General features: G+C 61.1%; 14 protein-coding genes and 1 pseudogene. 3 read left to right on the forward strand and 12 right to left on the reverse strand.

Annotated features, from left to right (window positions below):
• Positions 1-33: 33 nt before the first annotated feature.
• Entirely contained in the window at positions 34-780 is a 747-nt protein-coding gene (locus WDS16_RS07540) for an SDR family NAD(P)-dependent oxidoreductase (RefSeq protein WP_338891701.1), read from the reverse strand.
• An 89-nt stretch (positions 781-869) separates the two neighbouring features.
• On the opposite strand from WDS16_RS07540, the gene WDS16_RS07545 reads away from it, so the two are divergent.
• Positions 870-1,430, forward strand: a complete 561-nt coding sequence (locus WDS16_RS07545; protein WP_338891702.1) for a TetR family transcriptional regulator — start codon at positions 870-872, stop codon at positions 1,428-1,430.
• 237 nt (positions 1,431-1,667) lie between these two features.
• On the opposite strand, the gene WDS16_RS07550 is transcribed toward WDS16_RS07545, so the two are convergent.
• The 9 genes and pseudogenes from WDS16_RS07550 to WDS16_RS07590 form a co-directional block, all read right to left on the reverse strand.
• Entirely contained in the window at positions 1,668-2,693 is a 1,026-nt protein-coding gene (locus tag WDS16_RS07550; protein ID WP_338891703.1) for a methionine synthase, read from the reverse strand.
• A gap of 26 nt (positions 2,694-2,719) precedes the next feature.
• Positions 2,720-3,691: a putative oxygenase MesX gene (locus WDS16_RS07555; RefSeq protein WP_338891705.1), complete on the reverse strand. Its 972-nt coding sequence runs from the start codon at positions 3,689-3,691 to the stop codon at positions 2,720-2,722.
• Between the two features lie 231 nt (positions 3,692-3,922).
• Entirely contained in the window at positions 3,923-4,657 is a 735-nt protein-coding gene (locus WDS16_RS07560) for a LysR family transcriptional regulator substrate-binding protein (protein ID WP_338891706.1), read from the reverse strand.
• Positions 4,658-4,678: 21 nt separating this feature from the next.
• Positions 4,679-5,491: a DDE-type integrase/transposase/recombinase gene (locus tag WDS16_RS07565; RefSeq protein WP_338888726.1), complete on the reverse strand. Its 813-nt coding sequence runs from the start codon at positions 5,489-5,491 to the stop codon at positions 4,679-4,681.
• A 125-nt stretch (positions 5,492-5,616) separates the two neighbouring features.
• Positions 5,617-6,117, reverse strand: coding sequence for a hypothetical protein (locus tag WDS16_RS07570; protein ID WP_338891043.1), 501 nt, complete (start codon positions 6,115-6,117; stop codon positions 5,617-5,619).
• 57 nt (positions 6,118-6,174) lie between these two features.
• Positions 6,175-6,411: pseudogene (locus WDS16_RS07575) on the reverse strand (LysR family transcriptional regulator); the annotation flags it as partial.
• Positions 6,412-6,995: 584 nt separating this feature from the next.
• On the reverse strand, positions 6,996-7,790 hold the full coding sequence (locus tag WDS16_RS07580) for a hypothetical protein (protein ID WP_338891707.1): 795 nt from the start codon (positions 7,788-7,790) through the stop codon (positions 6,996-6,998).
• Between the two features lie 485 nt (positions 7,791-8,275).
• Positions 8,276-8,941 (reverse strand): epimerase, encoded by a 666-nt coding sequence (locus tag WDS16_RS07585; protein ID WP_338891709.1) that lies wholly within the window; start codon positions 8,939-8,941, stop codon positions 8,276-8,278.
• 130 nt (positions 8,942-9,071) lie between these two features.
• Positions 9,072-9,371, reverse strand: coding sequence for an antibiotic biosynthesis monooxygenase family protein (locus WDS16_RS07590; RefSeq protein ID WP_338891711.1), 300 nt, complete (start codon positions 9,369-9,371; stop codon positions 9,072-9,074).
• 174 nt (positions 9,372-9,545) lie between these two features.
• Between WDS16_RS07590 and WDS16_RS07595 the strand changes: the two genes are divergently transcribed.
• Positions 9,546-10,454 carry an AraC family transcriptional regulator gene (locus tag WDS16_RS07595; RefSeq protein WP_338891713.1) on the forward strand — a complete coding sequence of 303 codons (909 nt, stop codon included), beginning with the start codon at positions 9,546-9,548 and terminating at the stop codon, positions 10,452-10,454.
• Between the two features lie 387 nt (positions 10,455-10,841).
• A complete protein-coding gene (locus WDS16_RS07600; RefSeq protein ID WP_338891714.1) occupies positions 10,842-11,321 on the forward strand; it encodes an SMI1/KNR4 family protein in 480 nt (159 codons plus the stop codon).
• 75 nt (positions 11,322-11,396) lie between these two features.
• On the opposite strand, the gene WDS16_RS07605 is transcribed toward WDS16_RS07600, so the two are convergent.
• Both WDS16_RS07605 and WDS16_RS07610 read right to left on the reverse strand, forming a co-directional pair.
• Positions 11,397-12,056: a hypothetical protein gene (locus WDS16_RS07605; protein WP_338891716.1), complete on the reverse strand. Its 660-nt coding sequence runs from the start codon at positions 12,054-12,056 to the stop codon at positions 11,397-11,399.
• A 96-nt stretch (positions 12,057-12,152) separates the two neighbouring features.
• Positions 12,153-12,728, reverse strand: coding sequence for a DUF6461 domain-containing protein (locus WDS16_RS07610; protein WP_338891718.1), 576 nt, complete (start codon positions 12,726-12,728; stop codon positions 12,153-12,155).
• Positions 12,729-12,857: the final 129 nt, after the last annotated feature.

Below are 12,857 nucleotides of genomic sequence, written 5' to 3' on the forward strand. Positions count from 1 at the left end.
GTGTCGACGTTGCCGGGCGGGGTCGCGGCTCAATCACAGCAAGACACCACCGGACACCTCGATGCGTTCACCTGTTGCCCAGCGGAACTCACGGGACACGAGGGCGGAGATCGCGTCGGCAATGTCAGTCGGGGCGCCCACTCGCCCCAGGGCGGTTTGTTCGGAGAGTGCCTCGCGCATAGCGTCGTTGTCGCGCATGGCTCCACCGTTGAAGTCGGTTGCGGTCGGGCCGGGCGCGATCGAGTTGACCCGAATTCCGCGCGGGCCCAGTTCGAGGGCGAGGCTGCGGGTAAGTGCTTCGAGGGCCTTCTTCGACGCCGCATAGACCGAGGTGGCCGGGCTGACGTGTCGACTGAGCGAACTCGACACGTTCACGATGCTCGCACCGTCCGACAGGTGGGGCAAGAAAGCTTGCGTGACGAACATTGGACCTCGGACGTTGACGGCGAAGGTGGTGTCGAAGTCTTCGGCGGTAATGGCACCGAGCGGGGCGAACAACCCCACCCCGGCGTTGTTGACCAGCACGTCGATGGTGCTGGCATTCCACCTGTGCCTGATGCCGGCAAGCACGTCGACGCGTGCCGTATCGATGGAGGTGAGATCCGCGACATCCAACTGGACCGCGATGGCTTCGCCGCCCGATTCGACGATGTCGGCGACGATTTCACTCGCGTCGCCTCGCGAGGCTGCGACGACCTTGATGTGGTTCTTGGCCAGTGCTAACGCGGTCGCTCGTCCGAGTCCGCGGTTGGCTCCGGTCACGAGGGCAATTCGGGACATGTGGTCTCCTGAGTTGATAAGTAAATGAATACTTACCTTTAAGGTAGTTCTCGATGGAGTGCCCGTCAATTTCAAGCAGGGAGAGAGCTATGGCCCGCGACGCCGACGCCACCAAAGTGAGGATCCTCGCTGCGGCAACCGACGAGTTCGCCGCACACGGTTTCGCGGGTGGCAGGGTCGAGCGGATTGCTGCTCGAGCGCAGAGCAACGTAAGGATGATCTACGCGTACTACGGCGGCAAGAGTGGCCTGTTCGATGCGACCGTGGCTGAGGCGCTTCGACGCATGGCCGAGAACGTCCCACCTCGTCCACAGGACCTTGCAGGCTGGGCCGGTGACGTGTTCGATCATCACCAGCGTTACCCGGAGGTACTCCGGCTGAGTATGTGGGCTCAGCTCGAACGGCCCGAGGCCGGCGCTGAACCGCGCGAAATCTACGAGGACAAGGCGCTCGCCGTCGCGACTGTTGCGGCCCGACCACTCTCGCCAATCGACGTCCTCGTCTTCATCTACGCCATCGCGCAAGCCTGGCAGCTGTCACCGGGAGGACTTACCGGACTCGAGGAGGACCCAGCCGGCGGTGATGGAGTTGCCGCTCGGCGGCAATCGGTCGTCGTCGCCGTGGAGCGGATGGTGCACGCTCAACCCTGATGCTGAGGACACTGACCCTGTTGCTCCCCTCATCGAGATCCTTCATGCTGATCGCGGGAGGTCGGCACGTCGCAGACGTCCGCGCAGCCAGTCGGCGAGCGGAGTCCACGGTGAGGACCTGCAGAGAGGGTGCACCCACCGAGATCAGGAGTTCGGAGAGTTTCCTGGCCACCTCGTGGGATAACCTCGCAGCGCCGATGTCACAAATGTTCGGGTGCCGCCGAGTCGTCTGAACCGCTAAGGCAGCTCGCGTCGCACGATTTCAGCCCCAGTGGCGAGTGCGCCCATCTTCTCTCGTGCGACGCGTCGGTCAAGTGGTGCCATACCGCAATTGGTGCTCGGATAGAGATTGTCGGCGTCGACGAACGGGAGTGCGCGGCGAAGGGTCGCGGCGACTTCTTCGGGTGTCTCGATGGTGCTGCTCGCAACATCGATCGCTCCGAGCATGACCTTCTTGCCCCGGAGCAGTTCGATCAGGTCAACCGGTACCCGCGAGTTGTGACTCTCGAGAGACACGATGTCGATCGATGACTGTTGCAGCAGTGGAAACGACTCTTCATATTGGCGCCACTCGGCCCCGAGCGTCGCCTTCCAGTCGGTGTTGGCCTTGATGCCGTAGCCGTAACAGATGTGAACTGCCGTTTCGCAGCTCAGCCCTTCGGTCGCACGCTCGAGTGTCGCTACGCCCCAGTCTTTCAGTTCGTCGAAGAACACGTTGAACGAAGGCTCGTCGATTTGGATGATGTCGACCCCAGCCGCTTCCAAGTCCTTTGCCTCTTGGTTGAGAAGAGTCGCGAACTCCCACGCGAGCTTCTCGCGACTTCTGTAGTGGTCGTCGTAGAGCGTGTCGATCATTGTCATCGGGCCAGGCAGGGCCCACTTGATCGGCTGGTCGGTAGCTGCTCGAAGACGTGCGGCATCCGCTGCGAACACTGAGTTCTTGCGGCTGACCGCGCCGACTACCGTCGGAACGCTTGCGTCATAGCGGTCTCGAATTCGTACGGTCTCGCGTCGGTCGAAGTCCACGCCACCGAGCTGCTCGATGAACGTGGTCACGAAGTGTTGTCGCGTCTGTTCACCGTCGCTGATGATGTCGAGCCCGGCACGTTGCTGCTCATGTGCTGCGAGTGTCTGGGCGTCGCGTTTGCCATCGCCCAGTTCGTCGTCTCTCAACTTCCACGGCGACCAGAGCTTTTCTGGCTCCGAAAGCCATGAGGGCTTGGGCAGGCTACCGACGATCGAGGTGGGCAGGAGTGTGTTCATCTCTGGTACCTTTCGGTCTCGCGGACTCAGGCGGACTGCCTGGAAGCCCACCGTTCGAGAACAGCGCCATACGGTTTCATCAGATGCACCTCGGTGAATTTTCCTTGCGTGGTCGCGAGCCGAGCGCGCTCGGCACGGTCGTAGCTCACTTGCGGAAGTGAATAGTTGCCGTTGTCGAGACTCGGTTGGTACACATCCGTCGCTGCGGTGTTCGCGTTGTAGATTTCGGGACGATAGATCTTCTGAAACGTCTCCATCGTCGCGATCGTTCCTGCAAGTGCGAGAAACGAATAGTCGTTGAGCAAGTCACCACGGTGGTAGAAGGCCAGTGGAGCGACGGACCCCTGAGGCATGAAGTAGCGCACCTCGAGCCCCATTTTCCTGATGTATCGGTCGGTGAGCGATTCCTCATCCGCCGTATACTCCACCCCGAGAATCGGGTGGTGATTGGTGAGCCGGCGGTACGTCATGGACGTCGATACGCTGATGCAGATGACTGGTGGCTGCGAGAACCGTTCGCGATACTCGTCCGATTCGACGAAACGCTGAAAGACCTGCCCGTGCAGATCGCCGAAGTCGCCGGGGATCCCCGTCGTTTGGTGCCCCGGGAGCCGAACGCTGAAGTCGTAGTCGCGAATGTAGGAGGAGAAGTTGTTTCCGACGATGCCCTCCGTGCGGGTGCCCGTGGTGATGTCGACGATGTCGATATCGAGCACTTCGATCACCGGAAATGCGGAGTCGTCCCCGGCCGACACGAGATGCAGGTCTACCGAGACGATGTCGAGGTCGAGTGCGTAGCGGTCACCACGTGGATTGTCCCAGTGCACCAACTCGTTGACCCGGGTGTTCATCATCGTCACCGCGTTGCGCAGATTCTGTCGGCGACCCTCGCCCCGTGCAAGATTCGCGAAATTTGTCGTGCTGCGTGAGTTGGTCGACGGGGTGTAGTCCTCGTCGAAGCGAGTCGTACCAATCCTGAAGACACAGTCGTTCGTCATACTGATGAGTTGCCCCAATCACGTGCGGTGAGTGCAGCGACGAGCGTGTCACCGCACAGTTCACTGCCTGAGTTCTTGCAGCACTTCAACCGAATTTTCGATGGGCCCAGGGCAGACCTTCCAGGCCGCAACATCCGGGAGTCGACTGTGCGAAGTGGCGCGGAAGTCAGTGTAAGTAGACGCGCCGCCATAGCCTAATTGCCTCTGGCGATAGCTAAATATAGCCAATGGCTATGTCAGTAGATCGACTCCGAACCCCGAAACAACGTCGCGCATCTCCGCTACGAATCGCTGAGCCTGGGTGGTCAAAGGCACCGAGGTGTGACCGATCCAACCGATCTCGATGCGCTCATCCACGTCGAGTGGAACAGCGACGATAGACGGATCGAGATCGTCCGAGACGATGCCGGTAGAGATGGTGTAACCGTCCAAACCGATCATGAGGTTGAAGATTGTCGCTCGATCACTCACCCGAATATCTTGCTTCGATGAACGGGTAGAGAGGATCTCTTCAGCCAGGTAGAAGGAGTTGTTCACACCCTGGTCGAACGTGAGGCGGGGCAGATCCTCGAGGTCACTCAGCGTCACGCTCTGTCGCCCTGCGAGAGGATTCGTGCGGGCTATGAAGATGTGCGGCGACGCCAGAAACAACGGCGTGAAAGCCAGCCCTGCTTCGCGAATGAACTTGTTGATCACGTTTGCGTTGAATTCGTTGCGATAGAGCACGCCGAGTTCACTTCGCAGCGTGCGGACATCCTCGATGATGTCCCATGTGCGGGTTTCGCGAAGACTGAACGCATACTCTGCGGCTTGAGAGGCTTTGACCATGCGGGCGAAGGCGTCGACGACGAATGAGTAGTGCTGAGTAGACACGGCCAGCAATCGGCGCGAGGGCCCGCGGCCCAGGTACCGCTGTTCCAGGAGTTCCGCTTGCTCGACCACCTGGCGCGCATCGGAATAAATCAAGTCAAGTGAGACACCGGGCGTTCAGTTGATCTGGATTTCGAGTGCTGGTTCGTTGATGTAGACGACGTGCGGGATCTTCGGTGGTGTCGGCCGAGTCGAGAATCGGGCAGGGTTGGCGGCGAATGCTGCGGTGAGTGTGATCTGGCGGGCTTCGTCGATCGCCTCCGCGGTCCCGAAGTGTACCGATGCCGGGGTATGCCATCCGATGCCGGAGTGGTGATGAATGTGGTTGTACTCGTTGAAGAATCCCTCCAGGAAAGTTCGGGCATCATCAAGGGTGGCAAACGATTTCGGAAAGTCATGCAGATACTTCAACGTTTTGAACTGGGCTTCGGAGAACGGATTGTCGTTGGACACTCTGGGTCGTGAATGGGATCGGACGACTCCGAGAAACGTCAGTAGTTCCGACACGAGACCCGAGGTCATCGACGCTCCGCGATCGGCATGGACGGTGTGTGGTGTCGCGCCGTTGCGTTCGATAGCTTCGGCGATGAATTCTTCAGCTAGATCAGCGCTTTCGTGGGATGAGACGATCCAGGACGGGGTGTAGCGGGAGTAGATGTCGATCAGGACGTACAAGTGGAACCAGACGCCCTTGGATGGTCCTCGTAGCTTGGTGATGTCCCAGGACCAGACCTGCGAGGGTCCGTTTGCGAGGAGTTCGGGTTTGACCTTCGGCGGGTGTGTGGCCAGGCGTCGTCGTTCACGGTTCTGCCCGGCAGCGGAGGCGATGCGGTACATCGTCGAGGTTGAGCACCAGTAGTTTCCTTCGTCGAGTTCGCGGGCGTATATCTGACAGATCGCGAGGTCAGCATTGCTGTCGGAGTTGATCACCGCCAACACCTGTGCGCGTTCAGCGGCCGTGAGTGCCTGCCCGTTGTCGGGGACGCTGCGGCGTTGCTTGGGGCCCAGAACAGGTGGTTGCCGGCGGCGGTAGTGGGTGGCGCGGGAGCGACCGATCAGCGTGCACGCCGTTCTCGTCGGGACCGAGGCGGCACGGAGTTCGTCGAAGGTGGTGTCAAGGGCGTGGTCGGCGGCATCGGTGTGCCCGTGCTCTCGGAGATCGACTCCAAGAGCACATGCAGTTTTCCCATGATCTCCAGCGCGGCCTCCGTCTGCGTCAGCTGCTTCTCGAGGTGCGCGTTACGTCTGCTGAGTCGGTCGAATTCTTTGCGGTCGGCTGCGTCGATAGTATTGCGACTCTTGTCTTTACGTCGCTCAGTCGTGTCTGCAGGCGTGGTGTTGTCTCGGGTAGCGGACCATTCACGCAGCTGCGACTGGTAGAGGCCTTCGCGGCGTAGAACCGCCGATTTCTCGCCGAACGGGGCTGCGCGGTATTCGTCGATGATCTTGTTGCGGTACTCGGTGGTGAAAGTACGGCGGGTTGCTTTCGGTGCGGGGTCGATCGACTTGTCCGGCGGTACGGGCTTCGGGCTGCTCATCGGTGATGCTCCAGTCATGCCCTCAGGGTGTGCACTTCGTTTGCTGTAAGTGTCTCACTTGATCCTGGCAGAGAGGGCATAGCCGGGAAATTCCGCCCCGTCTTCGGTGAGCGTGACTCCACGGGTCGACCGAACGAAAAGCGTACGTCCCACTCGGTTTTCGAGGTCTTTCAATGCGGACGACAGGGTCGGTTGCGCGACATAGAGCAGGTCCGCCGCGGCACTGATGGATCCCTCGGCGGCCACCTCCACGAAGTACCGCAGCTGCTGAAGGGTGATTCCCCGCACCGTTCCCGCGATGCCACGTGCCATCGCAAGAACCTATCGCACTGGTGCACGACGCTGACGCCGGTGGGGGTAGTCCCGCCGTAACCGCCGGCACGATGAAAAGTCGCCCGCAGACGTGCACACCTAAAAGAGCGGGCACACCTACTTTCAGGGTGAAAGCCGGATCGAAGCGATCCGTCCTCCAGGTCAACCTCAACCTGGCGCGGGAAGAACGGGAGGCTGGAGGTCGCCAGAGGTGTGTGGTGCCGTCCACTTCTGAAGCAGTGCAGTCGTCTTCTGAAACTGACAGGTGCGATACCAATCGTGTCGTTTCAGTGCGGTGACCTGGTCGGGGCATTGTCTGCATAGTTCTGCCCACGCCTGCGCGCCGTCGACCTCGTTCACGCGGGCGCCGGCGGGGAGCCAGTATGGGAGCGTATTCGACCGTGGCACTCCGGGCGCATTCTTGTCCAACCCGGGTCCGCTGCTCCGGTACTGGCGGCAGCCTAGACCGCGGCGTAGCGCCACCATGTCGGTGACAGGCGATGGCCACTCGTGGGGGTCACGTTGACCGTCCTTGCAATCGGCTAGTTCCGTGCACGTGCCCGCGATCGCGACCGGCAATAGAGTTACAGGCCGACCGTGCCGAGCAGGGCTTTTCCTGGATCGACGACCGCAACGACGGCTGCGACGAAGAGCAGCGCCATCGCACTGGTCATCACAGCACCGAGCGATCCGAGGGCGACGAACATCCGACGGTGGGCACCGTCTGTCGTGTCCGACGCTCTGTAGCGTCGGAATGCGACGACGGTTCCGGTAGCGACTACAGCGATCACCACGGCGGTAGCAACAATCACCGCCCAGTTGTAGTGCTCGACCTGTGTGAGCAGCTGGAGCAGTGGGGGCCTGGAGTCTCCGCTCTGCACACCGTTCTCGATCAGAGACTGCGCTGTCTCCCCGTCCGCGTTGTCAGCGGAGAGCATCGGAAGCAGCGCGACTACGGGTGCGACCGTCGACTGGATGTTGAGCACAGCCAGAAACACCGAAAACAATGACAGCACAGTCGTAGTGGCCGCCGCGACCACGCAACCTACGCCGACCGTCAGAGATCGCCGCCACAGAGTCGCCGCGAGCAGACCCAGGACCGCGGTCAGCAACACCGAGATGACGATCTTGATCGCGTGCCACTCGAACCAGTAGTCGACCATCTCCGCCAAGCCGGGAGGATAGGTGCGGACACCGCTACCCCAGTAGTCGACCAAGCCGCGGCCGAGCAGCTCACTCATGACGGATTGATCCTGGAACTGCGGATAGCGTCCGCGTAACAACGCGGCCGGGCCCAAAACGAACGCGGCCACCAATGCCGCTCCGGCGCATGACAACGCGACGATCGACCAGCGGCTTCGGTTGACGGACCTACTCATTGACGACTCCCTTCCGGGAGAAAGTCAATCAGCAGGTACTCGACTGCACATCCATCTGCAGTACTACATCTGACGAACGAGGTACCAGCTCAGGATTCGATGCTCGATCGCTGGCCGGCGCCGGACTCTGGCGATCGTCACGGCGGCCAGGATCAACCCTGCACCGTGATGAAGTCGGAGTCGGTCAACTCTCTGTCTGCATCCGGGAGGAGCGAGACGCTCTGACAGTCGCGAGAGGTGAAGTAGTGCAGTCCACTTCTGAAGCAGTGCAGTCGTCTTCTGAAACTGACAGACCCGATTCGCTGACCAGCGTCCGAGCGGTGCCGAAAAACGTAGGCTAAACCCCGGCGTGTCCGAGTACTACCAGCGTAAACGCGCCGAAGGTTCGCCGCTAGCTGAGAGGGCGGCGGATCTGACTTCACCCGAATAGGTTTGCTGCTTGCATTCCCCGCCGCTGCCGGCCAGGCGGTCACTTACGTTAGCCGTCAGGAGGCGGCGAGTTGGTTGATGTGGGCCGTGGCCAACACATGACGGGGAACGCGGCCGCCTGCGGTTCGGATCATCGCCTGACCCAGTTGCAGGCTCGTGGTGACGTAACGTGGCACGATTCGCCGCAGCAGGGGGTAAAGCGGGCCGAGAGCCTTGTACAGCAAGACGTACAACGCAGTCTTCGATGTGGTGCCGGGCAGAGGAAGGACGAACGCGGGGCGGAACAGGTAGGCGCGTGGGGACAACGTCAGCAGGGCGTTCTCCGTCTCGCCCTTGACCCGTGCCCACATCATGCGGGTCGTGCCGGTGGCGTCGGTGCCGACGCCGGAGACGTAGGTGAAGACGAGATCGGGATTGGTGATCAGCAGCGCGCGGGCGGCGGCAAGGGGGAAGTCGTAGGAGACCCTGCGGTACTCCGTCTCACTCATCCCGAAGGCAGAGGTGCCCAGACAAAAGAAGCAGGCGTCGAAACCGGCCAGATCATTCTGAACGGTGGTGAAGTCGGCGAAGTCATCGTGGGGGAGTTCGCGGAGCTTGAGGTGGGTGCGGCCGGTGGGAGTACGGCCTACGGCGAGAATGTCGGTGACCTGCTCATCGCGCAGGCACGCTTCCAGTACTCCCTGCCCGATCATGCCGGTGGCTCCGAAGATGACAATGCGCACAATGATCCTTTTCTTACGTCAGCGATGGTGTCGCTCGATTGCATTGGATGGGCTCGGACAGGGAAGCCCGGCAACCGACCTTGGCAGGGGTAGCGGCTTTGGGCGGTTCGGTGCCGCAGCGGGTTCGAACTCAGGCGTTGATCTCGTCGTAGAACTCGATCCTGAGCGGTGCGGCGAGTAGTTCGCCGAATTGGGCCATGACATCGCCGCCGGTCTCGGCTCGCCACGCGGCATAGGCCTCTTGGTCGCGTTTGTCGTCCCACTGCTCGATCAGTGCGAATTCGGTGTCGTCGTCGGCTCTGCGGACGACCCGTAGGCCGATGCAGCCGGGCCGTGAGCGGGTGGCGGCAAGGGTCTCGCGGTAGAAGTCGACGACATCGTGACTGCGGCCGGGCTTGGCTGTGGCGTGCAAGATGACAGTGAAGGCCATGAGGAACTCCGGTTTTTCGGTGAGGTGGATGGATGACCGTCAGGCTTGCTATGTGCCTGCCCCGCCGCAGCTCGAATTGGCGAAGTGGTGGTCCCATCCAGTCTGACGTCAGGTCTTTGGATTGTGAATCATCGAGACACCGCAATACCTTCGCCAGAGTCCTAGATTGTGTGTATGGATCTCATATCCGATCTTCTCCGGATCTCCCGCGCGCGATGCGTGCTGTCTGGCGGTATCTCCGGATCAGGTGCTTGGGCAGCACGGTCGCCGGCCCCGGGACGGATCAAAATTCTGGGAGTAGTCCGAGGTTCCTATTGGTTTCGGCTCGACTCCGAACCCGCAGACCTGCGGGTCGACGCGGGCGAGGTTCTGGTGGTGGACGGCCGCACGTCTTTCGACCTGGGAAGCGATCTGCATGATTCGCCGGTACATCTGCGGGAAACCGATCCGGTTCGTCCGATCGATCGCGACGCCGACCACGTTTGCGTCACCGCACACATCGAGTTGTTCGAGGCCGCCGATGACTTCCTTCGAGACGCTATCCCACCCGTCCTGCATCTACATGGTCGAGCGCGCGAGGCGACGACTGCGGCCTGGGTCCTCGAGGAGCTCTTCGACGAATTCGCCCACGAACGTGCCGGTCGCACTGCTGCCTCGGCTCAGCTGACGCAGTTGCTGTTGGTGCAGGTTCTTCGGGCGTGGGTGGCAGCGGCGGATGAGTTGCCATCAGGTTGGGTCCGTGCCGCCGGTGACGACCGGTTGGGTCCGGCATTGCAGCTCATGCACGCCGATGTGGGCAGAGATTGGCATATCTCGGAACTTGCTGCGGCGTGCGCGATGTCGCGGAGCAGCTTTGCCCACCGGTTCACCACGACCGCCGGTGTTCCTCCTCTTACCTACCTGTTCAGGTGGCGAATGCGCCTGGCCGAACGTGCATTGGACGACGGATCGTCATCGATTACCGAACTCGCAACGCAGCTCGGGTACCGGTCCGAGAGTGCTTTCAGCGTCGCGTTCAAACGCTGGTCCGGGATCGCGCCGAGTCGATTCCGGCAACGAAACCCGCAATCGGACCTGTCCTGAGCCAATCTCGATCCGAATGTCGTTGTGTGACCGGCGAAGCCATGACCGGCGACAGTGATACGTCGTCTTCATGGCCGCGTTCAATGCCGCCCGAGGCGGGGCTTTCTCAGGCGAGTTCAACCAGCGCAAGACCGTCGAATATGCATGGCACCGCCGGTCCGTGGCCGCCGGGGGAGTCGTGCAAGATTGAGCCCCGCTGAGGCCAGAGAGGACGCCAATGGGTCTGCTCACTGAGTAAGCCAGTGCACAATTAGACACCGGTCTGGAACAGCACCTCTTCGAGCTCACGCATGCGATGACGCTCGATCCGAAGGGCCGACCCACGCGCGTCGACGTACCCGAGCACGCTGAACCGGACCCCGACGACAACACTGGATGGCAAATCGCATGCCCGACGTCGACACCCGGCTGGAGTGGCCGAGCGAGCTCGTCGAACACTTCCGCTGCGTCGACGGCCTCCCACGTGAGCCGTGGATGGCGTTGTTCCCCAAGTACGAATTGTTCGGTCTCGACGCGATGCTCGACCAACGTGAAATGATGACCGACATCTGGCACCCCGGCGATGCCGAGAACGATCCCGACCGGATGATCGCCAGGACCGCAGGCGAAGCGGCGTGGACCTTCCTCGACGACTTCATCCCGATCGCGGGAATGGACGGCTACTTTCTGTTCTTCGATACCCGCCCAGGCGAGTTGAACGGCTGCGTGACCGTCCTCGACAACGTGGACTCCGGCGACGCTGGGCCGCAATGGATTTCCATCAGCGCGCTGCTCGACGACGTTGCAACGAGTCTCGAGACAGGCGCTCCGTTCGACGGAGGATGGCGTCACGAAATCGTCGAAGGCCATTTGCTGTGGGACTGTTGACGTCGAGCGGCGGTAGAGCTCTAGCTGAGCCTAAACTCGGTTGCCGCGCTGAGATCCGCAGCCAGTTTCGCGGACTCAAGGTTGACTTGGGACGCTTCCTGACTGGTGGCGAGCTCGGTGCACCAAACAATAGTTGAAGTTGAGCGAAAATCTGTACCAAGGCCCGCCGAGGCTTTGGTAATCCAGGTCTTCACCTGACTGTCGTGGTTGGGGCGGTTGGTCTGGCGAGTAGATCCATCCGGAAATGTAGCCGAAGAACACGGTGTCGTCATCCACGAAGTAGATCGCGGTGTCGTCGGGGTCCCGGGTGACTCTCTTGAAGTCGAACGCATCGATCGACACGTTTTGGAGTCGCACAGGCCCGGTAACCGGGAGAGTTGCTACGAACGCGTCGAACTTCGGCTGTGATCGCTCGAAGGACGGGCCTGGAATGATAAGCGCCAGAACGAGTCCGAATACGACGATGGCCGGTGCGATGGCGATCATCCATGACCATGGTTGCCCTGACCGCAGAAATCTCACAGTCTTGGAGCACCAGACGATGCCCACAATGAGGAATGCCAATACAACAGCGGCGAGGATTGCAAAATTGAGCATGTCGAAGATCCGCCCGGCGTGTGGCCAGTAGTTCATCGAACCAAATATTGCGGCCACACACAGCACGAGAGTGGTGATGGCCAGGACCCTTCCCGGCGGACGAAGCTGCTTTACAGCCTCGAAGGCGGTGTTGTCCATGGGTTCATTATGCGAGAAGACGGTCCTGCCCATCACATCCGAATCTCGGGACGCCACTCGCGTGGGCTGGCTTGGAGCTCCCCCCGGGAAGCTGCGCTATTCGATACTGTCGCCGACCTCGAATTGAGCGTCGCGCAGGAGATCAGGTGTTATCGCCACGCCTGTGTGGTTCATGATCATTGCGAGTCCAGCTTCGAGGACGTGAAACCGTCCGTCAGGTAGCGGGCCCTCCCCGTCCGGGTCTATACCTGCCGCGCGCATGCGATCTCGCCACGGGCTGTCTGGATTGTCGAAACCGTCGCCCATACGAAGCAGAGGGTCGAAGAATGCGGTAGTGGTGCCGTCGACCCACTGAGCGAAATAATTGGGGCCAACAGTGGTGGCGTAAGTCAGTGCTTCACCGCCGACCGACAGCGGCATCATGAGGTCTGCGTCCAATCCTGCTGTAGAGGGCGCAATCGCGAGGACCCAGTCTCCGAGCTGGGTGACGCCGATCGTTTCGACATCGGAGTTGACGCCTTCCAACCCGACGACAGTGCCGTGCGTGTCGGTGGTCAGCGCGTTCAGCACAGTTGCCGCGTCGTCATGCCGCACAACCGTGAATGAGACGCTGGTTTCAACCCACCCGTACTTATCGACTATCCACGTGAAATCTTCCCATGTTGCCGTCATTGGACGATTTTTTCATGGAGTTGTCTTTGGCCCGGTCGTCACCCAGCCCGAGCGAAGAGAGTCGATCAGCTCGTTTTCTCTTCGACACCGAGAACGCCCCCCGGAGCGCGAGCTCCGGGGGGCGCTGTC

Origin of the sequence: Rhodococcus sovatensis (genome assembly GCF_037327425.1) — a bacterium.
Taxonomy (GTDB): domain Bacteria; phylum Actinomycetota; class Actinomycetes; order Mycobacteriales; family Mycobacteriaceae; genus Rhodococcoides; species Rhodococcoides sovatense.

What these genes read in the sequence shown, in the direction of transcription:
- WDS16_RS07545 (WP_338891702.1), top strand. Translation starts at nt 870, where the DNA reads ATGGCCCGCGACGCCGACGCCACCAAAGTGAGGATCCTCGCTGCGGCA.
- WDS16_RS07550 (WP_338891703.1), bottom strand. Translation starts at nt 2,693, where the DNA reads ATGAACACACTCCTGCCCACCTCGATCGTCGGTAGCCTGCCCAAGCCC.
- WDS16_RS07595 (WP_338891713.1), top strand. Translation starts at nt 9,546, where the DNA reads ATGGATCTCATATCCGATCTTCTCCGGATCTCCCGCGCGCGATGCGTG.
- WDS16_RS07540 (WP_338891701.1), bottom strand. Translation starts at nt 780, where the DNA reads ATGTCCCGAATTGCCCTCGTGACCGGAGCCAACCGCGGACTCGGACGA.
- WDS16_RS07555 (WP_338891705.1), bottom strand. Translation starts at nt 3,691, where the DNA reads ATGACGAACGACTGTGTCTTCAGGATTGGTACGACTCGCTTCGACGAG.
- WDS16_RS07580 (WP_338891707.1), bottom strand. Translation starts at nt 7,790, where the DNA reads ATGAGTAGGTCCGTCAACCGAAGCCGCTGGTCGATCGTCGCGTTGTCA.
- WDS16_RS07570 (WP_338891043.1), bottom strand. Translation starts at nt 6,117, where the DNA reads ATGACTGGAGCATCACCGATGAGCAGCCCGAAGCCCGTACCGCCGGAC.
- WDS16_RS07605 (WP_338891716.1), bottom strand. Translation starts at nt 12,056, where the DNA reads ATGGACAACACCGCCTTCGAGGCTGTAAAGCAGCTTCGTCCGCCGGGA.
- WDS16_RS07610 (WP_338891718.1), bottom strand. Translation starts at nt 12,728, where the DNA reads ATGACGGCAACATGGGAAGATTTCACGTGGATAGTCGATAAGTACGGG.
- WDS16_RS07590 (WP_338891711.1), bottom strand. Translation starts at nt 9,371, where the DNA reads ATGGCCTTCACTGTCATCTTGCACGCCACAGCCAAGCCCGGCCGCAGT.
- WDS16_RS07600 (WP_338891714.1), top strand. Translation starts at nt 10,842, where the DNA reads ATGCCCGACGTCGACACCCGGCTGGAGTGGCCGAGCGAGCTCGTCGAA.